Source organism: Duganella sp. Root1480D1 (genome assembly GCF_001427305.1).
Classification (GTDB): domain Bacteria; phylum Pseudomonadota; class Gammaproteobacteria; order Burkholderiales; family Burkholderiaceae_D; genus Rugamonas.
Window position 1 is genome coordinate 123,341 of record NZ_LMFZ01000023.1, and the last position, 25,160, is coordinate 148,500.

The 25,160-nt window shown below is 61.0% G+C and carries 18 protein-coding genes and 2 riboswitches; of the genes, 11 read left to right on the forward strand and 7 right to left on the reverse strand.

Annotated elements, in window-relative coordinates:
• The first annotated feature begins 31 nt into the window (after window positions 1-31).
• On the forward strand, window positions 32-502 hold the full coding sequence (locus ASD58_RS18685) for a low molecular weight protein-tyrosine-phosphatase (RefSeq protein WP_057262727.1): 471 nt from the start codon (window positions 32-34) through the stop codon (window positions 500-502).
• Here the strand turns inward: ASD58_RS18685 and ASD58_RS18690 are convergent.
• Window positions 499-3,345 carry a DUF1631 family protein gene (locus ASD58_RS18690; RefSeq protein WP_057262728.1) on the reverse strand — a complete coding sequence of 949 codons (2,847 nt, stop codon included), beginning with the start codon at window positions 3,343-3,345 and terminating at the stop codon, window positions 499-501. The two genes, ASD58_RS18685 and ASD58_RS18690, sit on opposite strands and share 4 nt — an antisense overlap.
• Window positions 3,346-3,805: 460 nt before the next feature.
• Window positions 3,806-4,366, reverse strand: coding sequence for an ATP-dependent Clp protease proteolytic subunit (locus ASD58_RS18695; protein ID WP_057262729.1), 561 nt, complete (start codon window positions 4,364-4,366; stop codon window positions 3,806-3,808).
• 99 nt (window positions 4,367-4,465) lie between these two features.
• A riboswitch (glycine riboswitch) is annotated at window positions 4,466-4,551 on the forward strand.
• A 6-nt stretch (window positions 4,552-4,557) separates the two neighbouring features.
• A riboswitch (glycine riboswitch) is annotated at window positions 4,558-4,662 on the forward strand.
• 49 nt (window positions 4,663-4,711) lie between these two features.
• Between ASD58_RS18695 and gcvT the strand changes: the two genes are divergently transcribed.
• The 4 genes from gcvT (at window position 4,712) to ASD58_RS18715 (ending at window position 9,601) form a co-directional block, all read left to right on the forward strand.
• Window positions 4,712-5,830 (forward strand): glycine cleavage system aminomethyltransferase GcvT, encoded by a 1,119-nt coding sequence (gene gcvT / locus ASD58_RS18700; RefSeq protein WP_057262730.1) that lies wholly within the window; start codon window positions 4,712-4,714, stop codon window positions 5,828-5,830.
• Between the two features lie 47 nt (window positions 5,831-5,877).
• Window positions 5,878-6,258, forward strand: a complete 381-nt coding sequence (gene gcvH, locus ASD58_RS18705) for a glycine cleavage system protein GcvH (protein ID WP_057262731.1) — start codon at window positions 5,878-5,880, stop codon at window positions 6,256-6,258.
• Between the two features lie 65 nt (window positions 6,259-6,323).
• Window positions 6,324-9,203: an aminomethyl-transferring glycine dehydrogenase gene (gene gcvP, locus ASD58_RS18710; protein WP_057262732.1), complete on the forward strand. Its 2,880-nt coding sequence runs from the start codon at window positions 6,324-6,326 to the stop codon at window positions 9,201-9,203.
• A 68-nt stretch (window positions 9,204-9,271) separates the two neighbouring features.
• Entirely contained in the window at window positions 9,272-9,601 is a 330-nt protein-coding gene (locus ASD58_RS18715; protein ID WP_057262733.1) for a hypothetical protein, read from the forward strand.
• Here the strand turns inward: ASD58_RS18715 and ASD58_RS18720 are convergent.
• Both ASD58_RS18720 and ASD58_RS18725 read right to left on the reverse strand, forming a co-directional pair.
• The gene (locus tag ASD58_RS18720; protein ID WP_156401360.1) at window positions 9,598-11,121 is read right to left on the reverse strand and encodes a hypothetical protein; all 1,524 of its coding nucleotides are present in this window, start codon (window positions 11,119-11,121) and stop codon (window positions 9,598-9,600) included. The genes ASD58_RS18715 and ASD58_RS18720 overlap by 4 nt on opposite strands.
• A 3-nt stretch (window positions 11,122-11,124) precedes the next feature.
• Window positions 11,125-12,465 carry a hypothetical protein gene (locus ASD58_RS18725; RefSeq protein ID WP_057262735.1) on the reverse strand — a complete coding sequence of 447 codons (1,341 nt, stop codon included), beginning with the start codon at window positions 12,463-12,465 and terminating at the stop codon, window positions 11,125-11,127.
• Window positions 12,466-12,652: 187 nt separating this feature from the next.
• Between ASD58_RS18725 and ASD58_RS18730 the strand changes: the two genes are divergently transcribed.
• Both ASD58_RS18730 and ASD58_RS18735 read left to right on the forward strand, forming a co-directional pair.
• A complete protein-coding gene (locus tag ASD58_RS18730; protein ID WP_057262736.1) occupies window positions 12,653-15,907 on the forward strand; it encodes a winged helix-turn-helix domain-containing protein in 3,255 nt (1,084 codons plus the stop codon).
• Window positions 15,904-16,350: a hypothetical protein gene (locus ASD58_RS18735; protein WP_057262737.1), complete on the forward strand. Its 447-nt coding sequence runs from the start codon at window positions 15,904-15,906 to the stop codon at window positions 16,348-16,350. Before ASD58_RS18730 ends, ASD58_RS18735 begins: the two co-directional genes overlap by 4 nt.
• A 57-nt stretch (window positions 16,351-16,407) precedes the next feature.
• On the opposite strand, the gene ASD58_RS18740 is transcribed toward ASD58_RS18735, so the two are convergent.
• Window positions 16,408-17,346: a fatty acid desaturase family protein gene (locus ASD58_RS18740; RefSeq protein WP_057262738.1), complete on the reverse strand. Its 939-nt coding sequence runs from the start codon at window positions 17,344-17,346 to the stop codon at window positions 16,408-16,410.
• Between ASD58_RS18740 and ASD58_RS18745 the strand changes: the two genes are divergently transcribed.
• The 4 genes from ASD58_RS18745 to ASD58_RS18760 all read left to right on the forward strand — a co-directional run bounded on the left by ASD58_RS18745 (window position 17,347) and on the right by ASD58_RS18760 (window position 22,853).
• Window positions 17,347-18,366, forward strand: a complete 1,020-nt coding sequence (locus ASD58_RS18745) for a GlxA family transcriptional regulator (protein ID WP_057262739.1) — start codon at window positions 17,347-17,349, stop codon at window positions 18,364-18,366.
• Window positions 18,367-18,463: 97 nt separating this feature from the next.
• Window positions 18,464-20,428, forward strand: a complete 1,965-nt coding sequence (locus ASD58_RS18750) for a TonB-dependent siderophore receptor (protein ID WP_082565523.1) — start codon at window positions 18,464-18,466, stop codon at window positions 20,426-20,428.
• The gene (locus tag ASD58_RS18755) at window positions 20,428-20,967 is read left to right on the forward strand and encodes a YfiR family protein (RefSeq protein WP_057262740.1); all 540 of its coding nucleotides are present in this window, start codon (window positions 20,428-20,430) and stop codon (window positions 20,965-20,967) included. The genes ASD58_RS18750 and ASD58_RS18755 overlap by 1 nt, the downstream gene beginning before the upstream one ends.
• Window positions 20,964-22,853, forward strand: coding sequence for a bifunctional diguanylate cyclase/phosphodiesterase (locus tag ASD58_RS18760; protein ID WP_057262741.1), 1,890 nt, complete (start codon window positions 20,964-20,966; stop codon window positions 22,851-22,853). The genes ASD58_RS18755 and ASD58_RS18760 overlap by 4 nt, the downstream gene beginning before the upstream one ends.
• 48 nt (window positions 22,854-22,901) lie before the next feature.
• Here ASD58_RS18760 and ASD58_RS18765 read toward each other — a convergent pair whose 3' ends face one another.
• Window positions 22,902-24,533, reverse strand: coding sequence for a peptide chain release factor 3 (locus ASD58_RS18765; protein WP_057262742.1), 1,632 nt, complete (start codon window positions 24,531-24,533; stop codon window positions 22,902-22,904).
• Window positions 24,534-24,589: 56 nt separating this feature from the next.
• The gene (locus ASD58_RS18770; protein WP_057262743.1) at window positions 24,590-25,150 is read right to left on the reverse strand and encodes a hypothetical protein; all 561 of its coding nucleotides are present in this window, start codon (window positions 25,148-25,150) and stop codon (window positions 24,590-24,592) included.
• Window positions 25,151-25,160 lie beyond the last annotated feature (10 nt).

Below are 25,160 nucleotides of genomic sequence, written 5' to 3' on the forward strand. Positions count from 1 at the left end.
CATACCATTTTCCCTGTATAGCAAGAACAAAATGAAGACCAGAACCGCCATCCTGTTTGTATGCATGGGTAACATTTGTCGCTCGCCGACCGCGGAGGGTGTATTCCGGGCTCGCGCCCAGGCTGCCGGACTCGATTTGCACATCGATTCGGCAGGCACCCACGCATACCATATTGGCAACCCGCCAGACCCGCGCTCGGCCAGCCATGCCGCCGCCCGCGGCTACGACCTGAGCACCCAGCGCGCCCGCAAGGTGGCCGCCGAAGACTTTGAGCGCTTCGATTACGTGCTGGCCATGGACCACGACAACCTGGAAATGCTGCAGCGCGCCTGCCCTGCGCCATACCGCCACAAGCTCAGGCTGTTCATGGAATTTGCGTCACGCTCCGGCTCGGACGTGGTGCCCGACCCCTATTACGGCGGTGCGAACGGCTTCGACACGGTATTGGACTACATCGAGGACGCGTCGGACGGCCTGCTGGCCGCCCTGCGCAAGACTTAAGCGGAAGTGCCGTTGGCCGGCAGGTCGTGGTGATCGTCGTTGACGGCGGCGACGCCGCCCATGGCCACCGACAGCGCGGCCGCCACCACACCCTCGGTGCGGATCAGGCGCACAGTCCCCTTGCGGAACTGTTCTACCATTGCTTCACCGGTGATCGAGAACGCTTCCTGGCGCCCCGTGGTGGAGAAGATGTACAGCGTCTTGAGGGGGCTGATCCAGGCCAGCTTGACCTTGCGCTGACTGCCATCCTCCTGGTCGAATTCGAGCCACATGCCGCGCGCCAGGCTGTCCACCTCGATTGCGGCATCATCGTCCGGCGGCGGCGCTTCTTCCGCCTTCACTTCGGCTACCGCCTGCAACTGCATGCGGCGCTCGGCATCTTTCTTCGCCACTTCCATCGCCAGTTCGACCTGGCGCTCAGGCGACATTTCAATTGGCGCGCGCACGATAGAAGCGTGGCACTCGGCCAGTTCGGCAAAGAACTGCAGGCGATCGGCATCCTGCCACTTGATCACGTCCAGCCACTTGTTCAGCGTGGACAGCAAGGTAGGCAGCTTGGAAATCAGTTTCTTGCGCTCGTCCTGGGTAATCTTCGGACGCACGCTCCAGATCAGGTCATCCATGGTCTGGGTGGCGTTGTTGACAGCTCCCGGCTTTTCACCCTCAACGCTGTAGGCGATGGTCAGCACCGACACCCACTTGTTCTCGAGGAAGGCTTCAACGATCGCCACCACTTCGCCGGTACCGATGCGCAGGGCCACCGCATCCTTGGCCGACTTGGCCGCCACCGAGATCTTTTCCTGCTTGAGCGCCTGGGCGATCGGCTCCGCCATGGCGGCTGCCGCTGCGGCCTCCTCCGCCTTGATGGACGCTTCCAGCTCATTCACCGCTTCGGTGAAGACGGTCAGCTCTTCCTCGTGATCCTTGCTGACCATTTCCACGCTGCGCTGCATGGCTTTATACAGCGGATCATCCGGATCCTTGTGCTGCTCCCAGCCCATGCGCGACAGCAGGTCGATCATGCGGCGCGCAGGGTGCGCTTCCTGGAAGAAGAAATTCTTGTCGACCAGCGCAGCCTTCAGCACCGGAATCTGCAGGAAGCGGATCAGGTTGCGGATTTCCGGCGAAATGCTCGTATCACGGAACACTGTGTCGAACACGGCCGACAACAAGTCGATGGTGCCTTCGTCCGCGCGGGTCAGGCTGCCAGCAGGCGCTTGCTCCTTAATTTGCGGCAGGAGGAAAACATTGCCCATCGGCGCGCCGCCCGCAACAAAGCCCGGAGCCGGCATCGCGCCGCCGCCGGCCTGCACAGGACCGCCCGAGAAACCGGGGGCGAGGTCAATTCCCATGCCTGGTGCCGCCATCGCGCCGCTGTCGGCGCTGGCAAACATGGGGCCCGATGGCACGCCGCGCTGCAACTGCGCCAGGAAATTCATCAATGGTTCTTTGGCGTTGATCAGCGATGCGCGCTGGGCAGCTTCATTATTGGCGCCGCCGTGGAAGCCCTGCGCCGGCCCTTGCACCCAGCCGCCAGCCGGCACCGCCACGCCACCCTGCACGCCCGGCACCGCCACTCCACTCAACATTCCACCCGGGACGCCGCCGCCCGCCATGGCGCCACCGCTTCCCAACGGCATGCCCGCCATCGCGGTGCCGCCGGCCATCGGCATGCCGCCCGGCACGCCGACACCTGCACCAGGCATCAATGGCATACCGCCACCAGAGACCACACCGCCCGCCGGAATAACCATCCCGCCCATCGGCGCAGCGCCGCCGGCAACCGCACCGGGCACCATCCCGACGCCTGCCGGCATCACCATGCCCGGCGCAGCACCCACTGCAAACCCCGGTGCCGGCATTGCCTGGCCAGGCGCCGCAACTGGCGCCGTGCCCATCGCCGGCACCGCGCCTGCCGGAGCAGCAGCGGACATTGCATCGGTGGTATGCGCAGGAACGCCATACAGGCCCGGCGTCACGCTCAAAGTCGGCAGCGACAAGTCAAGGTCGCCTAATTGTTCAAAGCCGGTCGGCGCTGCACCGCCACCGCCAGGCGCGTCGCCCGCACCCGAGAAGAACTGGCGCAATTGCTCGGCCAGCGCTGCCTGCTGGTTTTTCTTGCGCGAAGGGGCTTGCGAGGCATCGTGCGAATCGGCTCGGCGCGCCTTGTGTTTTTCGACCGAGCCAGGGCCCACGCCCTTGCGCTCAAGCGCCGAGCTCAATTCCTCCAGCATTGTGTCGAGCTGGAAGAATTCCTCCGGACGCAGGAACGGCTTGATCAGCTCATTCGCCTCTTCGTCCTTGATGAAATCGATCCAGGCCTGCTGGAAGGCGCCAAGGAACACCTCCGGCCGAAAAGGATTCTGGTTGATACGGAGGATGTCGCGGTCCAGCAGGAAGGCCAGCCGCACATTGAGCGTGGCCAGCCCATCGGCGTACTTCACCTCGAAGGCCTTGCTGAAGCTGCCCAAGGTCACCTTGGTATCCATTTCTTCCATGGAGACCAGGGAAAGCGAATCAGCCATCTTGCGCACCGGCGCCTTCTGGCCAGGTGCCAGTTGCGCGATTTCCAGCCGCAGGTCGTTTTCGAGTTGCTTGGCGAGAATGCCGAGGAAGGCGTAATGATCGGTACGCAGGCGATTACCGGCGCGCAAGCGCGCTTGCAAGGTCTTGACGTCGACCGCCTCATCCGCATCGACCAGGCTGCCGGCCCATTTGATCGACAGCTCGTTGAACTGTTCGCTGATGTGCTTGTTGACCAGGCTGATCAGGTTTTCCAGCAAGGCATGCCGCGGCGTGACCGCTTTTTTGGGCGCCGAAGATGTTGGGTTTTCTGGAAGCATGGTCTGGCCTGGCTTTGGTGGTTATTCACATTGTCGCAGATTATTGCCAAGTGGCAATAGGTAAACGAAGAGAATGTCGAAATATTTAGGGGGATGTGGAGAAATTGTTGAGATTGCACCACGATAGTGCAGGACAAGTCCTACAAGCCTGGCCGTTGCATTCCGATTCACCTTTACTATTGCACAAAGCATGATGAAGTTCCGATCCTTCAGAAAGGAACTGTCATGAAATCCAGGCAAAAATCCAGTAAGCAAAGTTCGAGTTCGGGCACGCACCAAAGTGCCGACCAGGGCTCACGTTCGGGCGCGCAACCTGCCAGCCAGCAGTCCGATACCGGCCGTCAGAGCAAGACCGACAAAAAGACCCCAGCCAGCCGTAGCGGCAATCGCTAAATGACCGGCGGCGCATGAAGGGCCTGGAAGTGCGCTTCCAGGCCCTTGTCGTTTCAGGATTGGCGCATCAGATGTTCGTTACACGCTTGCCCTTGGGCGGCTTGAAGTCGGCCACCGCATTGACCAGACCCACTTTGGCGGCATCCGGGGCGGTCAGGTGCAGGTCGGAATAGGCGTGGATATTCCAATGCTCGTCGGTCAGCTGCACGTGCTTGCGCAGGATCGATTCGGTACGGGCATCGTCGGCCTGCAAACCTTCGACAATGATGCGCAAGGCATCCGGCCGCGCGCCATGCGGCGCACTGGCATGCGATTTGTGCACCATGAAGCGTGCCGTCTCGCTGGCATAGCGCTCCTCGCCGGACAGGAACAGGATCACCGCAATCGATGCCACGGCACCGCCGTTATAGGTGATGATCTTGATTGGCAAGTTGCGCAGGTAATTGTGCAGGCACAGCCCGTCGCTGACGTAGCCGCCGTTGGACTGGATCAGGATGTGGGCAGTTTCGATGCCGTCTTCCGTCATGTCCGCCACCGCGTCAAACATACGATGCACCATATCGCTGTTCACGTCGCCGGACAGGGTGAACCAGGCCTCCGTTTCGCGCTTTTGCTTTTCTTCGCTCATGGTCGCTCCACTATGCAAATGGATGTCCGGCCATTCTAGCGCAGGCCGCGCCAAAGGGGCGTCAAGATTGACTTTATTGCCCTCCTATCATATAGTCTCAAGTCTTGATCGGGAGAGACCAGCGCACGCTGGCGCCGAAGGGGCATTACCCAGAAACTCTCAGGCAAAAGGACCGAACAAGGGCCCGCAAGGGCTAAAACTCTGGAGAGCGGCCCGCCAAGGCGCAGGGCCCACCGAAGGGGCGTGCGGGAATACCTTCCCGTTATCTCTCAGGTACCAAGGACAGAGGGGTAGGCGTATTCATGTTTACGTTTATTAACCCCTATTCTCTGCCCTGAGGTATCAATGACGCTCAAAGCAACCCCACTCAACAACGCTCATCGTGCACTCGGCGCCCGCATGGTCGATTTCGGCGGTTGGGACATGCCGGTCAACTACGGCTCCCAGATCGAAGAACACCACGCTGTGCGCACCGACGTCGGCATGTTCGACGTGGCCCATATGTGCGTCGTCGACATCAAGGGTGCCAATGTACGTTCCTTCCTGCGCGGCCTGGTCGCCAACAACGTCGACAAGCTGCAAGTATCGGGCAAGGCCCTGTACTCCTGCATGCTGACCCCGGAAGGCACCGTCATCGACGACCTGATCATCTACTTCATCAACGAAGAGTGGTTCCGCCTGGTGGTCAACGCCGGTACCGCGGAAAAAGACGTCGCCTGGATGGAAAAGCAGAACGCAGCCACCAACGCCGGCCTGACCATCACCCAGCGCCGTGACGGCGCCAACGCCATGGCCCTGATCGCCGTGCAAGGCCCGAACGCCCGCGCCAAGGTATGGGAAGTGATCCCGCAAGCCAAGGAAGCTACCGCCGAAATGAAGCCATTCAACGTGGCCCTGGTACCAGGCACCGCCTTCGGCGAAGCCATGGTGGCCCGCACCGGCTACACCGGTGAAGACGGTTTCGAAATCGGCGTGGCAGCCGAACAGGCGGAAAACCTGTGGAACGCCCTGAACGCCGCCGGCGTTAAACCAGCTGGCCTGGGCGCGCGCGACACTCTGCGCCTGGAAGCCGGCATGAACCTGTACGGCCAGGACATGGACGAAACCGTGAACCCGCTGGACGCCGGCCTGGCGTGGACCATCGACCTGGTCTCCGAGCGCGACTTCATCGGCAAGGCAGCCCTGCAAGCCAAAGGCCAGAACGCACAATTCGTCGGCCTGATCCTGCGTGAAAAAGGCGGCGTGCTGCGCGCCCACCAGAAAGTCATCGCCGCCAACGGCGAAGCAGGCGAAATCACTTCCGGCACCTTCTCCCCGACCATGCAGCAGGCCATCGCGCTGGCGCGCGTGCCGATGGGCGTGAACGTGGGCGACACCGTGCACGTCGAGATCCGCGACAAGAAGCTGGCCGCCACCGTCGTGAAGCTGCCTTTCGTCCGTAACGGTAAAATCCTGGTTGCTTGAGCCAGAATTCAGCAGAAACAAACAATAACCTTAGCCTTGGAGCCAACATGAGCAACATTCCAGCAGACCTGAAGTACACCGAGTCCCACGAGTGGGTACGCGCTGAAGCAGACGGCACCGTGACCGTCGGCATCACCGAATTCGCGCAAGACGCCCTGGGCGACATCGTGTTCGTCGAGCTGCCAAAAGTCGGCGCATCCTTCACCGCCGGCGACGACGCTGCCGTGGTGGAATCGGTGAAAGCCGCTTCCGACATCTACGCGCCGGTTTCGGGCGAAGTGGTTGCCGTGAACGACGCCGTGGTCGGCGCACCTGAATCGATCAACGCCGACGCTTACGCGAACTGGCTGTTCAAGATCAAGCCAAGCGACGCCAACGCCATCAACGGCCTGCTGGACGCCACCGCTTACGGCAACGTCGCGCACTAAGTACCGCTTTACCGGGCCGGCTGCATGCCGGCCCTTTTCACATTCTGGCCAAGAGATTTCCCACCATGACCCGCACCAGCCTGACCCAACTTGAAGCCCGCGATGCCTTCATCGCCCGCCACATCGGCCCGGAAGCCGCAGAACAGCAGCAAATGCTGGACGTGCTCGGCTACGCAAGCCGCGCCGCCCTGATCGACGCCATCGTCCCTCCAGGCATCCGCAACAAGAGCGCCCTGCCCCTGGGCCAATTCTTCCAGCCGCTGCCGGAGAACGAAGCACTGGCCAAGCTGAAAGGCATCGCGTCCAAGAACAAGGTACTGAAATCGCTGATCGGCCAGGGCTACTACAATGCCCACACCCCGGGCGTGGTACTGCGTAACATCTTCGAAAATCCAGCCTGGTACACCGCTTACACCCCGTACCAGCCAGAGATCTCCCAGGGCCGCCTGGAAGCGATCCTGAACTTCCAGCAAGTGCTGATCGACCTGACCGGCATGGCCATCGCCAACTCGTCCATGCTGGACGAAGGCACCGCCGCTGCCGAAGCCATGACCCTGATCCAGCGCGTCGGCAAGTCCAAGTCGAACACCTTCTATGTTGCCAACGACGTGCTGCCGCAGACCCTGGAAGTGGTGCAGACCCGCGCCGAGCCGCTGGGCATCACCGTCAAGACTTTCGACCCGTCCGAACTGGCCGGCGTGACCGACGCTTTCGGCGTGCTGCTGCAATACCCGGGCGTGAACGGCGTTGTGCGCGACTACCGCGCCGCCGTTGAAACCGTGAAGTCCAGCGGCGCCATGGTGATCGTTGCCGCCGACCTGCTGGCCCTGACCATGCTGACCCCTCCAGGCGAATGGGGTGCCGACGTTGTTGTCGGTAACTCGCAGCGCTTCGGCGTACCGCTGGGCTTTGGCGGCCCGCACGCCGGCTACATGGCTACCCGCGACGAATACAAGCGCTCCATGCCTGGCCGCCTGGTCGGCGTGACCATCGACCAGAACGGCAACAAGGCTTACCGCCTGGCCCTGCAGACCCGCGAACAGCACATCCGCCGCGAAAAAGCGACCTCCAACATCTGTACCGCACAGGTGCTGCTGGCAGTCATGGCATCCATGTACGCCGTATACCACGGTCCTAAAGGCCTGAAGCAGATCGCTGAGCGCACCCACCGCTACACCGGCATCCTGGCTGCCAACCTGAAGTCCCTGGGCTATTCGGTCAACGAGTCCTTCTTCGACACCCTGACCGTCGCCACCGACAAGGCCGACGCCCTGCACGCAGCCGCTGTTGCCGCCGGCATCAACCTGCGCAAGATCGACGCCAAGCACGTTGGCGTGTCGCTGGACGAAACCTGCGACCGCGACACCCTGGCAGCGCTGTGGAACGTATTCAGCGGCGGCAAGGCTGCCCCTGACTTCGACGCAGTTGAAGCATCCGTCGGCGCCAGCTTCCCGGAAGCGCTGGTACGTACCTCCGCATACCTGGAGCACCCAACCTTCAACCGCTACCACAGCGAAACTGAAATGCTGCGCTACCTGCGCTCCCTGGCCGACAAGGACCTGGCGCTGGACCGCACCATGATCCCGCTGGGCTCCTGCACCATGAAGCTGAACGCCACCAGCGAAATGATCCCGGTGACCTGGCCGGAGTTCTCGTCGATCCACCCGTTCGCGCCTAACGACCAGACCGTCGGCTACCGCGAAATGATCGCCCAATTGGAAGAAATGCTGTGCGCAGTAACCGGCTACGCAGCCGTTTCCCTGCAACCTAACGCCGGTTCGCAAGGCGAATACGCCGGCCTGCTGGTGATCAAGAAGTACCACGAGTCGCGCGGCGAGGGCCACCGCAACATCTGCCTGATCCCATCGTCGGCACACGGAACCAACCCGGCATCCGCCGCCATGGTGGGCATGCAGGTTGTGGTGACTGCCTGCGACGACAAAGGCAACGTTGACCTGGCCGACCTGAAAGCCAAGGCCGAACAGCACTCCAAGAACCTGGCCTGCGTGATGGTGACCTACCCATCGACCCACGGCGTGTTCGAAGACGGCATCACCGAACTGTGCGAAATCATCCACGGCCACGGCGGCCAGGTGTATGTGGACGGCGCCAACATGAACGCACTGGTTGGCGTGGCTGGCCCAGGCTCGTTCGGCGGCGACGTATCGCACTTGAACCTGCACAAGACCTTCTGCATCCCGCACGGCGGTGGCGGCCCAGGCGTCGGCCCGATCGGCGTTGGCGCACACCTGGCCAAGTTCCTGCCGAACCAGCGCTCCAACGGCTACGTGCGCGGCGAAGACGGCATCGGCTCGATCTCGGCCGCCCCGTTCGGCTCCGCCTCGATCCTGCCTATCTCCTGGATGTACATCGCCATGATGGGCGGCGAAGGCCTGACCGCGGCAACCGAAACCGCGATCCTGAACGCCAACTACGTGGCACGCCGCCTGGCGCCGCACTTCCCGGTCCTGTACTCGGGCCACGACGGCCTGGTAGCACACGAGTGCATCCTGGACCTGCGTCCCCTGACCGACGCCACCGGCATCAGCAACGAAGACGTAGCCAAGCGCCTGATGGACTTCGGCTTCCACGCACCGACCATGAGCTTCCCTGTTCCAGGCACGCTGATGATCGAGCCGACCGAATCCGAGTCCAAGGTTGAACTGGACCGCTTCATCGACGCCATGATCGCCATCCGCGCCGAAATCGCCAAAGTGGAGTCGGGCGAATTCGACAAGCTGGACAACCCGCTGAAGTTTGCCCCGCACACTGCTGAAGTGCTGCTGGCCGACAAGTGGGAGCGCAAGTACAGCCGCGAAGAGGCAGCCTACCCAGTGCCATCGCTGCGCAAACAGAAGTACTGGCCGCCAGTCGGCCGCGCCGACAACGTGTACGGCGACCGCAACCTGTTCTGCGCCTGCATTCCAGTCAGCGACTACGCATAAGCGAACGCTTGCCTGAAACGACAAACGCCGGTACCGTAAGGTGCCGGCGTTTTTTTAATGGAACCTGAATGAAGCTATCTAGCAAAGCAGCCCTGTTTTCCGGACTTGGCTTCCCCGGCCTTGGCCAAATGCTTGTACTCAAACGTCGCACTCGCGGCCTGGTGTTCATGGTGCCGGCATTGTCGGTGTTCATCTGGCTGATGTACGGCCTCTGGAAGGCGACCTCCGTCCTGATGGACGAAGCCCTGAGCGGCGCCCTGCCGCCCGACCCGATCCTGATCGCGCAGCGCCTGACCAAAGCCAGCATCATGCCCGGCGCTTCCGCGGCAGGCTGGATTCTGTTCGCGTGCTGGATCGCCAGCATCGTCGACGCGCTGCTGACACGCGACCAGGCTTAAGCGACGCTGCGCACCACCCGTGCAGCACGTTGCACTTCCTGCGCCTCGTCATCCCAGACTGCAGCCTGGGTGATTTCTTCCGCCCCCACCTGGGCACCATCGGCGTTAAAACGCAGCCAGGCCAGCGCACCGCCGGGCGTCACGCCGATTGCGTGCACGCCGCCATGGTTCGGCGCAGCCATCAAGGCTGCCATCACCAGCGTGGTGGCAATCGGCACCGGCATGCCCCAATGACCGCCCTGCTTGCGGCACACCAGCCAGAGGCCGCCGGCACCGTCGCCGTAAGCCAGGTACTCCCCGGCAGTGCTGGCTTCGCTCCACACCACGCAAGCCCCGCCGATATTGGCGACCGGCTGTGGGACCGACTGCCCGCCACGATATACCACGATGCTTTCGCCTGCCACAAACACGTCCGGCACATTCGGAACATTCGATGGCGCCAGGTGCAGGTTGGTCGCCCGACGCGGCAGCCCTTGGTAATCGATGGCGATGCCCCAGGCCGCAGCACGCGCAAAACTATTGAAGCGCAGCGTGCGGCCACACGGCGTATCGCTCAAGCGCCAGGCGCCCGGAACGCGGTAGCTGCCAATTGCCGTTGCCAATGAATCCGCACCGTGCTGCTCTTCCCACGCCGTCAATGGTCCTTCCATCGCCGCATTGAAATACCAGGTATTGGCCGCTGTCACCAGCACCATCGGAACCGCGCCCGACTGCAACAAGCCGAACGAGAGCCGGGTGACGTTATCCTGCACGTCCGGCACATGGCGCGGCGCCATGCCACGCATGGTCTCGACCCAGGCTGCCTCGTCAAGATGGTTCGGAATGCCGACTGCCACGTGCAAAGTCGGCCCGCCACCGCTAGCCCAGGGGGCGACTGCCAGCGCCAGCGCAATCGTGCCGTCCGGCGCCTGCTGTACATCGAGCGCCTGCACCTTGCCGGGCTGGTTCAAAGGCAGCATGCCGCTCAAATCCGTCTGCGACCAGCGCCCGAAAGGCGTGCGCCGGAACATATAGAGGGAACGATTGGCGCCAACGGTAAACACCAGCGGCAAGCCAGCAGCGTCGCGCACCACGAACAGCGGCGAGCGCGCCAGCGCCGGCGCCGCGCAAGGACTTGAACGATAGCCGGATTCATACAATGGCACCAGTTCCTGGCGCACCAGTGCAGGCAGGTCGCGGCCGGCAGTCACCTGGCTACGCCAGTAAGCCATGTCCGCCGGCTGCGACGGGTCATAACGGTCGAACACCGCGTTATAGGCGCGTAGCAGGCGTTCTTTCACATCCAGCTCCGCCAGTTCCGGACGCGCCAGCAAATGCAGCGCCAGCTCGGCGCGGCCGCGTACAGCCTCCCCCTGGCAGCTATATAGAGTGGTCCACGACAGTGCTTCGCTCGCCATCGGCTCGCGTTGCAGCACAATGCGCGCAATACGCGCAGCAGCAAAACTCAAGGCGCCCGATGCACTGGCGCCGCCCCACTTCCGTACCTGCACCACCGGCACAGATGTCATTAGCACAGACATGCTTTACTCCCCCAATTCAATTTCTATGTCACCAGACTCGTTGATACGCAAGTCGCGGCACCCCAGCTTGCGTCCTGGGGCCAGTCCCTCGGCAACGGCAGCGAACATGTCGCCGGTAGCCGTTGCCAGGAAACCGGCAATATCCTGTTGAACCGATGCCAGGCTGGCAGCATTGCCCTCCCACCACAGATTGATGCGCTGTACATTCAGCAGATGCGGCAGCGCGTCGGACACCACGTAAATGCCCGTGGTTCCGGCATCGGTGGCTGGCGCGCCCTTGCGTGCCAGCGCGGCCACGCCCACCCGGCCGTTTTCGGCTTGCCATTGCAGGCGCAGCGACCATTGCAGCGTGGCGCGCGCCCAGGCCTTGCCCATATAGCTGCGCTGGCGCGACAGCGGCAGCTCCTGCTTCACGCTGTCCCACTCGTAGCGGCCCAGCACACTGCTGATATCAAGCGTCGGCCGTGGCACACCGTCCGGGCCGGCCTGGCGGCCCATGGTCACCATGCATTGCAGGTCCTGCTCCGACTCGCGGTCATGCAAGGTACGGTTGGCTTCCTGCCAGTTCAACAGCACGTGGTCGCGATAGGTCCAGCCGTTGCTGTTGCGGACGAAGCGGGCGCGCTCGCCGTTGCTCATATTCGCCTCGACACCCGATTTCTCGTTCTGGCAGGCCTGGGGATTCACTTGTGCCACGCCTTCGCGCGACGTCACGTAGTCAGGCAGCGAATCCAGACGGCGCTGCAGCTTCTCCACCACCATCGGGTAGATGTACTGGCGCAGGAAGCTTTCGCGACCGATCACTGCACGGCGCATTGCCGTTTTGTTGAGCACCGCCGGTGACAGGCTGCGCAGCCAGTTGCCGACCGCCGTGATAAAGAACTCTTTCAGAGGGCCGTTGTCGCACGGCAAGTGCGACTTATCGACGTCGCACAAGGCGCCTTGCAGGACCAGGCCGCCATATTCGTTAACAGCGGTGGTGAACTCGAGGCGCCAGCCGGCAACCGCCTGGCGCAGGATCTCACGCCGGCCGTAGGCGTTGTAAAAGCGCAAATTTCCGGATGCAAGGGTCAGTGTCAGATGTGCAGTATTCGGTGCCGAGGAGTCATAACGAATCTCAACCGGACGCAGCTCAGCCCGATCCTCGCCTTCCCCACCGAGGGCCAGGCTGCCGACTTCCATGCTCCCGTAACGGATGTCATTAGGAAACTCTCCGGCGGCGCGCATGGCGTCAATCGTGCTCTCGAGCAACTTTCCGGAGGTGAACCAGCTCGCGGAAAGCTGTTGCACCGAAGTCGTGGTGTTGGAGCCGATTTCAAAAAATACCGCTTTAGTTGTGACCATTTTTGCTTTTAAGAATGTTAAGATTTGGCCGTTTGGCAATGACTGCAATGTAAGAAAAAAAGCCTTCCCTCGCCTTCCGGAAATCTTCCGAAGGCCGGAAGGAAACCTTCCGGACCGGAAGAAATGCTCCGGAAGGTTTCTAAGTCATTGATTTATAAGAGACAGAATAAAAAAGGTTAGGCAAGCCATGGAGTTCCAATTCGGCGACTGGTTAGTCAGTCCAGAAGCCAATCTCGTCAGCAATGGGGATGCGAAGACGCAGCTGGAGCCGCGCGTAATGGCGGTGCTGCGCTATCTTTGCCGCCATCCCGGGGCGGTAATTCCAGCGGAAGAGATCCTGCAAGCTTGCTGGGGAAGCAACGAACTGGGCGATAACCCGGTCCACAAAGCGATCACCCAATTGCGCCGTGCCTTCGGCGATTCGAGCACCGAACCTCGCTATATCGAGACGATCCGCAAACGCGGTTACCGCGCGATTGCCCCGGTCATCACTTTGGCCGCCCCGCCCGCGACCACTTGGGAAGGCGGCTCCCCGTTCCGAGGCCTGGAGGCATTCCAGGAAAATCACGCCGCCATCTTCTTTGGCCGCGTGCAAGCCACCGCCCAGCTGCGTGAGCTGGTGCTGACCCAGGCCGCCCATGGCTGCCCCATGGCCCTGGTGCTCGGACCCTCCGGCTCCGGCAAGACTTCTCTGGTCCGCGCCGGCCTGTTGCCTCAATTAATGGCAGGTGCCATTCGCTCGGACGAGCCGGTAGGGCTGTCCAGCACGGTCTACCTTGACTGCGCCGACCTCGGTAGCGGCACCCTGTTCCAGGCCTTGGCCGGCGCCCTGATCGATGCCGAGATCAACAGCGAACCGTTATTCCCGGGCGCCAGTGCCGACAGCCTGGGCCAGCGGTTGGCGTCCGATCCAGAATCCGTAGCCGCCGAACTGCGCGAACGCGCCTGCCCACGTGCTTCGGTAGGTGTATTCGTGGACCGGCTCGAGGCAGTCTTCCGTGCACAACCGGGCGAAGCCGACCACTTTGTAGAAGTAATCGATATCCTGGCGAAGTCGAATTGCCTGCTCATGCTGATGGCGTGCCGTAACGACTTCTATCCGGAAGTGATGGCACAGCCAGTTTTACTAGCATTGAAAATACGCGGCGGTCACTTCGACGTGCTACCACCCGATGGTGCCGACATTGCCCAGATCGTTCGCCAACCGGCTTTGGCCGCCGGATTGGGTTTTGAAAAACACGAGTTGACTGGAGCGAGCCTTGACGACGTGCTATGTGATGCCGCGCGCGGGAATTCGGACATGCTCCCCTTACTTCAATACACGTTAAACGAACTTTATCGACAGCGCGACGAAGCGGGCACGCTTAAATTCGAGGTTTATCGGCAATTGGGTGGCATCGAGGGCGCAGTTGGTGTCCGTGCGGAAGAAGTGGTGTCATCTCTTAGCCCACCTGAAATTGCAGCGCTTCCCCATGTGCTCTCGCTATTGGTAAACGTTGGCGAAGATCAAAGTGCAGTGACTTCGCGTAGAAGTCCGTTAAGCATGCTCCGAAATGCAGACGAGCGCGAGCTCGTCCGGGTGATGGTCGAAGCGCGCCTCTTTGTCAGCGAACTGGCAGGGGATGTTCCGAGTTTTGGCGTCGCACATGAAGCTTTATTGCGCCAATGGCCTCGGGTTGCAGAGTGGATTGGGCACCACCGAAACGCTCTTCAACTCCGGACCCGCATCAGCGCTCAAGCATCGCGCTGGTTTGAGGCTAGAAAGAGCAAGGATCTATTGCTCCCACATGGAAGCCAAGTTAGTCAAGCGGCTGACCTGTTGACTCTTCAGGACTTTTCGCTTGCTCCGTTAGACAAAGAGTTCGTGCGGACATCAATGCATCGAGCTCGTCTATCGGAACGCATCAAACTTGCTGTAACCGTCCTAATTGGTTTATTAGCCCTACTTACTGCAGTTTTCGCATTTCGAGCCCAATCTGCCCGCCAAGAATCAGAGCGCACCCGCGGCGAAGCTGAAGGCCTAATGACGTTCATGCTTGGAGACTTCGTTGAGAAACTTCGACCAATCGGACGGCTGGACTTGCTCGACGACGTCGGCACAAGGGCACTAGGCTATCTTGAGAGAGTTGAATCATCAGACAACAGCACTAGTTCACTCGTTAATCGAATCAAAGCTCTTCGAATCATCGGAGAGGTGAACTCCAAACGAGGCCGAGTTGCCGAGGCATTCAAAGCGCTTGCTACCGGTACCGATCTAGTTGCCGGTGCTCCGCCATCCTTTGTCAATAATGAGGATTTCCTCAGAGAGGCTGCCAAGATCTCATCTGCCATAGGACAGATGCATTCGACTAATAATGAACCTGAGAAGGCTGAAAGATATTTCAAAGCTTACTTGAAATACGGTCTACTGTTAGAAAAAACCTTGAATGATCCGATCGAGGGTTGGCTTGAGGTGTCCTACGCAAGGGCCGCATTGGGTTCGTTAGCAATGGCTCGTTCCGATTACAGCGCAGCTGCAGACGAATTTAATCAGTCTTTGGACCTAAAAAAGCGCGCACTCCAAAAGAGACCAGGAGATAAAAAAGTAATTGCTGAACTGGCGGGAACCACGTCCTGGCGAGCCGAAAGCCTCCTTAAGCTGGGAACACCAAAAGCCGCAATGGACCTCTACCGTGACGAAGAAGCATTGTTGCGCTCCGTGTATCTCGATAATGCAAATTGGGCTAGCCTGCTCGCCGTGTCATTGATGCGGCAGGCTTTGCTACATACTGCGTTCGGGGATAGAGTTGCCGCCACACGCGTGCTGCAGGATGCTGAGCGAATTCTTGCGTCGCTCGTCGACAAGGACCCATCCAATAAGCTGTGGGCATCGTGGCTGCTCCAAGCACAAGGCCGTCTAGTCGAGGCACAACTGTCCAACGAGAATGCCAGCGTAATGCATCAGCGCTTGCTAACGGTTCTCGAAAAAATGAGGGATCTTTCGGAAAAGGATTCCAAGAACACCTTCCTTGCATATCAAACAGTTAAATTTCAACTCGGTCGCACCTACATCTTGCAATTGCTAGGGCGAGACAAAGAGGCTTTGCAGAACGCTGAGACGGTGCAAACGAAACTGGAATCACTTTACGAAAAGGCGCAGCGCGACAGCATCTTATTGGCTTTTCTTACTGAAGGGCTGCTCGCCCGAGCGGATTTGGCAAGGAAAGTTGAAAGTGATGCCGCCGCTCTTCCCTACTGTAGAAGGGTTTCGGAACTTTTAGCCAATGCTCCAAACGTAGAGAACAACTTCTCGTTGTTGTCATTCCAAGTACGTGCTGAGTTATGCCAAGGCACAGTCACTACCGTAAAAGCAAAAATTGCAAGACTGCAGGATATGGGCTTCCACGAGGCCAGATTCACCCAATACATCTCCAACCACCCTCTAACGAAAGGAAAGCTATGAGTAAGTCAACGCAGAATGAAAGTCCTGTTATCCATGTAAAAGTGACGGTCCAAAAGAATGGCGACGTCTATCAGGCAACCTACGATCCGAAGATCATTGACGTTAATGATCTCGACACCATCCTCCACTTTAAACTCGTTACACCAACTCCTGACGACATTGTTATCCGTTCAGTTTCGATTTCACCAGAAGCGCAGGATCAACTCAGCACGCCTTCAATCAGCAAAAACGGCAAATCAGTGACGCTGAGCGATCTCAATACCGCAAGCCAGACTTTTAATTTAACCTTCAGCTATCGCAATAAGCACAATGAAAACCTTCAGGTAAAGAAGTCGGGCGACAACGCTGTCGATTACCCTGAGGTAGTTAACAATCCTCCAGGCTTTGAGCCTATGCTTGCCATGGCGATTGACAGTGATCCAGTGAATAATCCACCAGGTTAATAGCTCGTCAGCGAGAGAGAGGAAATCGATAGAGCCACCTCCGTCAGCAAACAGATCTCACCGCATACGGTCCAACGCACCGCGGGCGCCGTTAGTACGGCGCATCGCGGCGTTTCCATTTGTGGCTGTGCAGCGACGGATCACCGCCCAATACGGCGTGGCCAGACATGCGCTACCTTCGAAGAAACCACGCTCACGGAGCAGCTTATGCAGCGCTGGCAGCTTGTAACCGGGAACAGTTGCGGCCAGGTGGTGCTCAACATGGTAATTGACGAAGTTGGGAGCGACCAGCAAGCGTGCGAGCGGACCGGCCAAAGTGGTGGCGGTGTTGCGGCGCGGGTCGCGGTCCATGTGGTCCGAAACGCCGCCATGCTCGCCCATCACACGCAGGCGCAGTAGCAGCGGGAAGACGAACAACTGCCCCAGCCACCAGCAGGCGTAAACTTCAGGCACGCCCAGCACCCACAGAACGGCGAAGATCAGCCCGTGCATGACGAATACCGGATACAAGGCGCCACGATCAGTCGGCTGGAACTGGTAGATGATCCCTTTCACGCCATTCAAGCCAGAGATGTCGCGCAGCAGTTTGCGCAAAAGGCTTGCGCGGGTCGCCGGATAGCCGGTGACGAAAACCAGGTCCGGATCAGCGCCGGTTCCTGCCGCGCGGTGATGGTCGAGATGGCCGCGACGGTATGCGGCGTAAGGCACGTTGGGCAAGGCACCGAAGACCCACTTCCCCATCCACTGGTTTACGCTGCGCGAGGTGAAGAAATTCTGGTGCGCGGCATCATGGGTCAAAATCGCGAAGCCTAGAGCGCGGCCGGCCAGCAACACGCTGGCGAGAATCCACGCCACTGGGTGATGCCAGAGCGCGGGCAATGCAAAACCTGCCGCGACCATCAAAACGTTTGCGATCACCACGCCAGCCGCGCGCCAATTATCTGCGGTCGTAAAGGCACGGAGCTCTTGCTTGTCGATGTAGGTGAGGATATTCATATGATCATCCTATCGCCGCACGCCAAGCGGCGTGATACATTATTCGCCATGCAGCATACTTTTTCCGCCATCCCGACCAGCATTTATATCGACCATAACTGCTGGGCGGGCGGGGTCATGCTGATCCGCGAATTGCTGGCGGTCGCCGGCACCTTGAACGCTCGCGAGCCTGACTTGCACGCCGCGGCAATGTTCGATGTGGCCTTGGTGGGGCCAACCCTGCAGCCTGTGCGCTCCTTTACAGGCCCCGCGCTGCTACCGGAACGCAGCCTGCGTACCTCGCGCCAGGCCGACTTACTGGTGCTGCCATCTTTCTACGGCGACGTGCCGGCCAGCCCTGCCCTGTTGCGCTGGGTCGTCAGGCATTACGATGCCGGCGGCTGCATCCTCGCCTCGGCGAGCGGCGTGCGGATACTGGCGGAAACCGGCCTGCTAGATGGTCGCGACGCCACCTGCAACCTGGCCGATCGGCGCGCCATCGCGGCAACGCGGCCGGCAGTGCGCCTTTCGCCGCAGTCGCCACTCGTGGTCGATGGCAGGTTGATTACAGCGGCCAGCATCACACCGACCATCGATGCCTGCGCCCATCTGGTGAGCCGATTCCACGGCGAGAAGGCGGCGCTCAAATTCGCCCGCTACGCAAATTCGGCGCGCCAGTTGGCTGACGTGGGCGTCGCAAACGGCCGTCACGAACACCTCGACGTGCGCATTCAAGCCGCGCAACGCTATATCGAACAACATAGCTGCGCCGGCATCACGCCTGACGACGTCGCGCGGCACATTGCCATGAGCCAGCGCAACCTGGCGCGGCGTTTCAGCGCGGCGCTCGGCGTCACGCCGGTGCAGTACATTCTGCAATGCCGCATCGAGCAGGCCAAACGCATGTTGGCAAAACCGAACGTGAGTTTGCGGCGTATTGCCATTGAAACCGGTTTCAGCGACGAGGCCGTATTCCGGCGCGCATTCAAGCAGGTGGCAGGCCAGGCGCCAAGTGCCTGGCGCGCATTGATCGACAGCTAACAGTTGTTGTTTAACGGTGCTGGCCGGCCCTGCCGGGCTGTACATTCCCGCAGGGCAATGCCACCATGTGAAGACACGATAAAAACAAACCATCGGGATGAGAACCACAGCACTGCAAGGCCTTCACTACAGGCCGCTGGCAGTCTTGCTGCTCGCGGCGGCGAACGCTTGCGCGCAAGATGCCGACTTGACCACTTTGCCGCTTGAGCAATTGATGTCGATGGAGGTGTATAGCGCCTCCCGTTTTAACCAAAAGGCGACACAAGCTCCTTCGAATGTAACCGTCCTTACCTCGGCCGATATCCGTGCCTACGGATGGCGCACGCTGGCTGATGCCTTGCGCAGCATTCGCGGCCTGTACACCAGCAACGACCGCAGCTACAGCTATCTTGGCGCGCGCGGCTTCCTGCGCTCAGGCGACTTGAATACGCGCTTCCTGCTGCAGATCGACGGCACGCGCATCAACGATCCGGTGTTCGACCAGGCGCAGCTAGGGGGCGAATTCCCGCTCGACCTGGACCTGGTGGACCGCATCGAATTCGTTCCGGGACCGGGATCGTCGATCTATGGCGCCAATGCATTCTTCGGCGTCATTAACGTCATCACGCGCCGCGCCTCGGATCTCGAGGGAACGCGCGGCACACTGGAGGCGGGCCAGGCTGGCACACGCAACGGCAGCACCACTTATGGCTGGCGCGACGGCGATGCTGAACTGCTGCTATCAGCCAGCCGCACTTTGAGCGATGGTCGCGACCTGTACTTCCCCGAATTCCAGGACACAGCGCAAGGACTGGATTGGGAGCGCATTACCCGCCTGTACGCGCGCGGACAGATCGGCGCCTGGTCGCTGACACTGTTGGATGGCGCTCGCACCAAGGGCATGGCGACCGCTTCGTATGGACAACCGTTCAACGTCCCCGGCGGCCAGACGCTGGATCGCCTGCGCCTGGCGGAGGTAGGCTACCGCAACCAACTATTGCCGATGCATGGCGAACTGACGGGCCGCTTGTACCACGGCGACTACCATTACGAAGGACTCTTCGTCAACAATGAGCCTTTCGGCTCGATCAACCTGGACCAGACCCGCGCGCGCTGGTGGGGCGCGGATGTCAGCCTGTTCCTGCAATTGACGCCGGCGCACAAGCTGGTCGTGGGTGCCGAGTACCAGTACAACAGCAAACTGACGCTGCAGAACTACGATATTGAGCCGCGCGTCGTCTACCTTGACGATGTGGCCTACGGCAAGCGCCTTGGCGTCTACGCGCAAGACGAAATCACCCTGTCGGAAGGACTGCTGCTGAACGCTGGATTGCGTTATGACCGAGAGTCCAGCACGGGCGGCGTGTTCAGTCCACGGCTGGCACTGATCGCAGAGGTGGCGCGCGAGACGACGCTCAAGGCCATCTATGGCAGCGCCTTCCGCGCACCGAACAACTATGAGCTGTTCTACGGCATCGACGGGCAAGGCGGCCAGTTGGCCAATCCAGACCTCGGCCGCGAAAAGATCCGCAGCCGCGAGCTGTCGCTGGTGCGCCAGCTTGGACCGAACGCGCGTTTTACGCTCACCGGCTATGCAAACGAAGCATCGGGCTTGATCACCGAGGTCGACGACGAAGAATTGGGCTTGCCGATCTTCCGCAACGTTGGCCGCAACCGTGCACGCGGGCTGGAAATGGAATATGAGCGCTCCTGGAACAACGGTGCAAAGCTGAGGGCCAGCCTTGCGCGGCAGTGGGTTACCAGTGCCGCAGGCGAAGTCAATTCGCCGCGCTGGCTGGCAAAACTGAATGCCGCCGGACACCTTTTCGGCGTCTGGCACGCAGGTGTCGAAGGACAGTACGTCAGCGCCCGCAGCCTGATTGGCGGCGGCGAAGCCGGCGGCTTTGTGCTGGCCAACCTGAACCTCTTTTCCGTCGGCCTGACGCGCCACCTCGACGCATCGCTCGGCGTGCAGAACATTTTCGACCGCCACTACGCCGATCCGGTTTCGCTGGGCTACCTGCAGCGATCGATTGAACAGGATGGACGTCGCGTCTACTTCAGACTGAAGGCGGCCTACTGATGTTGCGCCCCCTGCTCGCCCTCCTGCTACTGCTGCTGATAGCCGCGGGGCAGGCGCGCGCCCAGCTTCCAGCGGGCGCGGACGAGTCGGAATTGAAGGCGGCTATCCTGTTCAACTTCGCCTTGTTCACGGAATGGCCTGCGGACACGCTGCCGGCCAGCGCGCCGCTGCGCCTGTGCGTGTTCCAGGGCAATGGCCTGCTGACAGCCTTGACGGGGCTGCAGGAGAAGCAAGTCAACGGGCATCGGATTTCGGTGCGCACGCTGCCGGCCGCGCCGGCCGGAGCGCAACTGGCGGCCTGCCACCTGCTAGTCCTGGACGCGCAGGATCGCGAGCGCTGGGCCTTGCTCAAACATGACCTTGCGACCAGCAGTGTGCTGACGGTCGCAGATGACAGGATCATTGGCGCCAACGGCGCCATGATTTCTTTTGGTATCGACAATCGCCGCGTGGGCTTCGACGTGGACCTGGTGCCGGTGCGCCAAGCGCGCCTGACCCTGAGTTCCAAGCTTTTGCGGCTGGCTAGGAGTGTGCAATGAAGTCGCGCGCCAAAACCGCGCTGCTGCCGATCGGCAGCAAGGTAGTCCGTTCAACCATGCTGGCTGCAGGTGCAGCCCTGTGCCTGGCCGGCATGCTGATGGTGGTGTTCCAGTTCATGGCCCTGCGCAGCACTTTGCTGCGCGATTTACAGGTCCAGGCCCGCATCGTTGGCAACAACAGCACGGCCGCCCTGCTTTTCAGCGATGCTCGCGCAGCGGAAGAAATCCTCAGCGGCCTGTCGGCTTCGCCCAGTGTGCAAAGCGCGAACATTATCGTGGGCAGCACGCCGCTGGCCCAATTCCGCCGCAATGCGGCACCTGTGCCGGAGCTTGCGATCAGCGAGACCGGCGAGTCATTGCACGAATACGGCATGGATTATATCGAGGTGCAGGAGCCGATCACCGTCGACCACAAGCTAATCGGCAGCGTCTCGATCCGCGCCACCTTGCTGCCGCTCTACCGCCGTTCGCTGGCCTTTGCCACTTTCACTGCCTTTGCGACCCTGGGTTCCTTCGCGCTGGCCTGGCTGCTGGTGCGGCGCATGCGTGCCGCCGTGGCGCAGGCGGAGCACAGCCTGCACGTGCTGGCGCATATCGATCCGGTCACATGCCTGCCAAATCGCAATGCCTTCAACGACAGGCTGGCCCATGCCCTGAAACGCGCCGACCGCCAGGAGACCAGTGTCAGCCTGCTGTTGCTGGACCTCGATAATTTTAAGGTCGTCAACGACACGCTGGGTCATGACATTGGCGACATGCTGTTGCGCCAGGTTGCCGAGCGCCTGGGACAGTCGCTGCGCACCACCGACGTGATCTGCCGTATCGGCGGCGATGAGTTCGTGGTCATTGTCGAACCGGCCGACGATGAATTGGAGCCGGATCAGGTGGCCCGCAAGATCCTGCGTGCGCTGGCCGATCCATTCATGGTCCAGACGCATCAGCTCTTCGTCAGCGCCAGCATCGGCGTCAGTGTCTACCCAAAGGATGCGCCTGATGCGGCGGCTGTGGTGCGCTGCGCCGATATCGCGATGTACCACGCCAAGAACAAGGGCAAGAACGCCTATGAGGTCTTCCATGCGGAGATGGCGCAGCGCGCCAGCAAGCGCCTGGCGCTGGAAGCGAATTTGCGCAAAGCCCTGCAAAACAATGAATTGTCCTTGCATTACCAGCCGCAGATCGATGTGCGCACCGGGCGCATGCGCGGCATGGAGGTGCTGGTGCGCTGGCATTGCGAAGCCTTGGGCGGCATGGTGAGCCCGGCGGAGTTCATCCCGGTGGCGGAGGAAAGCGGCGTAATTGTCCCCCTTGGCCGTTGGGTGCTGCAAATGGCGATCCGTCAGGCGGCGGCCTGGCGCAAGGCCGGCCTGATGGAGGATATTGAGCACGTGGCAGTGAATGTGTCCGCATGCCAGACCAAGGATGCGCAACTTATGTACGAGGTGCAGGCCTTGCTGATGGAGACTGGCTTGCCGCCGCGCTTGCTGGAGCTGGAGATCACCGAAGGGGTGTTGATGGAAAACGTGAACGCCAATATCGCCTTGCTGCACAAGATACAGGCAGCCGGCATCCATCTTTCGATCGACGATTTCGGGACGGGCTATTCTTCAATGGCTTACCTGAAACGCTTCCCGATCGACCAGCTCAAGATTGACCGCAGCTTCGTCAATGCGGTGCCGGGCGATGGCGCGGCAATTGCGAAGGCGATCATTGCGATGGCGCATTCGCTGAATATGACGGTGGTTGCCGAGGGCGTGGAGACAGAGGAACAGGTGGCGTTCCTGTCGGATGCGGGATGTGACGTGATGCAGGGGTATTACTTTGCGCGGCCGATGCCGGCGGAACAGCTGGAGGCTTTGTTGCGGGAGCGGCGGCTTTGGGCTGCCTAGACCGGTAAACCCGGGTCGGACGCTTGGGTCTGACCCGGGTTGCCGGGCTTAATCCAGCTTGGTCGCGTGCTCGCGCGTTGCGTGGAAAGTCAGCTTAGGCCAACGTTCCTGGGTCAGGCGCAGGTTGACGCCGGAGGTTGCCAGGTAAGCCAGGTTGCCCGCCGCATCGTATGCCACGTTATGGCCCAGCGCCGCCTCGAAGTCCGCCAGCGCCTTCTTGTCGTCGCTGGAGACCCAGCGCGCAGTGCTGATCGAAGTGCTTTCGAACACCGCATCCACGCCGTATTCATTCATCAGGCGCGAAGCCACGACTTCGAACTGCAGCACGCCGACTGCGCCCAGTACCACTTCACCACCCTGCACCGGCTTGAACACCTGCACAGCGCCCTCTTCGCCCAACTGCTGCAAGCCCTTCTGCAGCTGCTTGATCTTCAGCGGGTTACGGATGCGCACCTGGCGGAAGAAGTCCGGCGCGAAGTAAGGAATGCCGGTGAACTGCAGCATCTCGCCTTCCGAGAAGGAATCGCCGATCTGCATATTGCCGTGGTTTGGCAGGCCGATGATGTCGCCTGCGTAAGCCTCTTCCACCTGCTCGCGCGAAGACGCCATGAACGTCACCACGGAAGACACCTTCACCTCGCGGTTCAGGCGCAGGTGCTTGACCTTCATGCCGCGCTCGAAACGGCCCGAGCAAACGCGCAGGAAGGCGATACGGTCGCGGTGCGCCGGGTCCATATTGGCCTGGATCTTGAACACGAAGCCGGAGAACTTCTCCTCGGTCGGCTGCACGGTGCGCACCGACGCATCGCGCGATTCAGGCGCAGGCGCCCAATCCACCAGTGCAGACAGGATCTCGCGCACGCCGAAGTTGTTGATCGCGGAGCCGAAGAATACCGGCGTCTGCTTACCAGCCAGGAAGTCTTCCAGGCTGAATGGATGCGAGGCGCCGTGCACCAGTTCCACTTCCATGCGCAACTGGTCCATCTCCAGCGGGAACATCTCCTGCAGGCGCGGGTTGTCGATGCCTTTGATGACTTCGAAGCTTTGCACGCTTTCTTCGCCCGCGCGGAACAGCAGGATCTCGTCGTTGATCAGGTGGTACACGCCGCGGAAATTCTTGCCCATGCCGATCGGCCAGGTCACCGGTGCGCACTGGATCTTCAGCACCGATTCCACTTCATCGAGCAGCTCCAGCGGATCGCGGCACTCGCGGTCCAGCTTGTTCATGAAGGTCACGATCGGGGTATTGCGCATGCGGCAGACATCCAACAGCTTGATGGTCTGCGCTTCCACGCCCTTGGCTGCGTCGATCACCATCAGGCCCGAGTCGACCGCGGTCAGCACGCGGTAGGTGTCTTCCGAGAAGTCCTGGTGGCCAGGGGTATCCAGCAGGTTGATGATGTGGTCGCGGAATTCAAACTGCATCACCGAGGAAGCCACGGAAATGCCGCGCTGCTTCTCGATTTCCATCCAGTCGGAGGTGGCGTGGCGGCCGCTCTTGCGGGCCTTGACGGTACCGGCCATCTGGATCGCGCCCGAGAACAGCAGCAGCTTCTCGGTCAGCGTGGTTTTACCCGCATCCGGGTGGGAAATAATGCCGAAAGTACGGCGGCGAGCCACCTCGCGCGCGATCAGCGCGGGGGTCTTGCTCGAAGTTTGAATTTGGATATCGTCAGACATGATGGCAGCCAGCGGTTGGCGCAGACGGAAAACCCGCTATTTTACCACCACTCCCCTCACATCCGGAGGGTGTCGTCCAGCATCACTTGCATCGCCAGGTGGCCGCGCACGGCAATGCGGCCGATCCGTCCCGGCTGGAACCTGACGCTGGCGAAAGCGGCCAGCAGCAATTGCTCCTCTTCTTCCGACATGGGCGAATCGAGGGCAACACGTTCCACCGCCCCTTCATCGCTGATCCAGACTTGCAGCCCCACGGTTTGCGGGGTGATGCCCGGCACGACCAGCAGCCTGCCGGCCACCAGGCCCTCAGCCACTTCCGGTTGCTGGGTCATCGCATCGGCGCCGAAATAATGACGCTCCGGCTCCGGCTGCACCGCCTCCTGTCTTGGTGCCGCAGTCGCCACGGCCGGAATGCTGGCGGCCAGCGATGTACTGCCGGGCGCTGCTGCCGGACGCACGGCACTGACCAGGCGCACCGTCAGGGCTGCCCCCGGCCGCGCCGCGCTGCCGCCATCGCTGGGCACGCGGCTGGCCTGGCCAATCAGGACCAGGGCCAGGCCCACGTGCACCAGGCCGGAGACCAGCAGCGCGAGCCAGGGCCGGAGACGGTTCTGCATGACAGGCCTG

Coding starts and splice junctions, on each gene's coding strand:
- ASD58_RS18685 (WP_057262727.1), top strand. CDS start 32: ATGAAGACCAGAACCGCCATCCTGTTTGTATGCATGGGTAACATTTGT.
- ASD58_RS18690 (WP_057262728.1), bottom strand. CDS start 3,345: ATGCTTCCAGAAAACCCAACATCTTCGGCGCCCAAAAAAGCGGTCACG.
- ASD58_RS18695 (WP_057262729.1), bottom strand. CDS start 4,366: ATGAGCGAAGAAAAGCAAAAGCGCGAAACGGAGGCCTGGTTCACCCTG.
- gcvT (WP_057262730.1), top strand. CDS start 4,712: ATGACGCTCAAAGCAACCCCACTCAACAACGCTCATCGTGCACTCGGC.
- gcvH (WP_057262731.1), top strand. CDS start 5,878: ATGAGCAACATTCCAGCAGACCTGAAGTACACCGAGTCCCACGAGTGG.
- gcvP (WP_057262732.1), top strand. CDS start 6,324: ATGACCCGCACCAGCCTGACCCAACTTGAAGCCCGCGATGCCTTCATC.
- ASD58_RS18715 (WP_057262733.1), top strand. CDS start 9,272: ATGAAGCTATCTAGCAAAGCAGCCCTGTTTTCCGGACTTGGCTTCCCC.
- ASD58_RS18720 (WP_156401360.1), bottom strand. CDS start 11,121: ATGTCTGTGCTAATGACATCTGTGCCGGTGGTGCAGGTACGGAAGTGG.
- ASD58_RS18725 (WP_057262735.1), bottom strand. CDS start 12,465: ATGGTCACAACTAAAGCGGTATTTTTTGAAATCGGCTCCAACACCACG.
- ASD58_RS18730 (WP_057262736.1), top strand. CDS start 12,653: ATGGAGTTCCAATTCGGCGACTGGTTAGTCAGTCCAGAAGCCAATCTC.
- ASD58_RS18735 (WP_057262737.1), top strand. CDS start 15,904: ATGAGTAAGTCAACGCAGAATGAAAGTCCTGTTATCCATGTAAAAGTG.
- ASD58_RS18740 (WP_057262738.1), bottom strand. CDS start 17,346: ATGAATATCCTCACCTACATCGACAAGCAAGAGCTCCGTGCCTTTACG.
- ASD58_RS18745 (WP_057262739.1), top strand. CDS start 17,347: ATGATCATCCTATCGCCGCACGCCAAGCGGCGTGATACATTATTCGCC.
- ASD58_RS18750 (WP_082565523.1), top strand. CDS start 18,464: ATGAGAACCACAGCACTGCAAGGCCTTCACTACAGGCCGCTGGCAGTC.
- ASD58_RS18755 (WP_057262740.1), top strand. CDS start 20,428: ATGTTGCGCCCCCTGCTCGCCCTCCTGCTACTGCTGCTGATAGCCGCG.
- ASD58_RS18760 (WP_057262741.1), top strand. CDS start 20,964: ATGAAGTCGCGCGCCAAAACCGCGCTGCTGCCGATCGGCAGCAAGGTA.
- ASD58_RS18765 (WP_057262742.1), bottom strand. CDS start 24,533: ATGTCTGACGATATCCAAATTCAAACTTCGAGCAAGACCCCCGCGCTG.
- ASD58_RS18770 (WP_057262743.1), bottom strand. CDS start 25,150: ATGCAGAACCGTCTCCGGCCCTGGCTCGCGCTGCTGGTCTCCGGCCTG.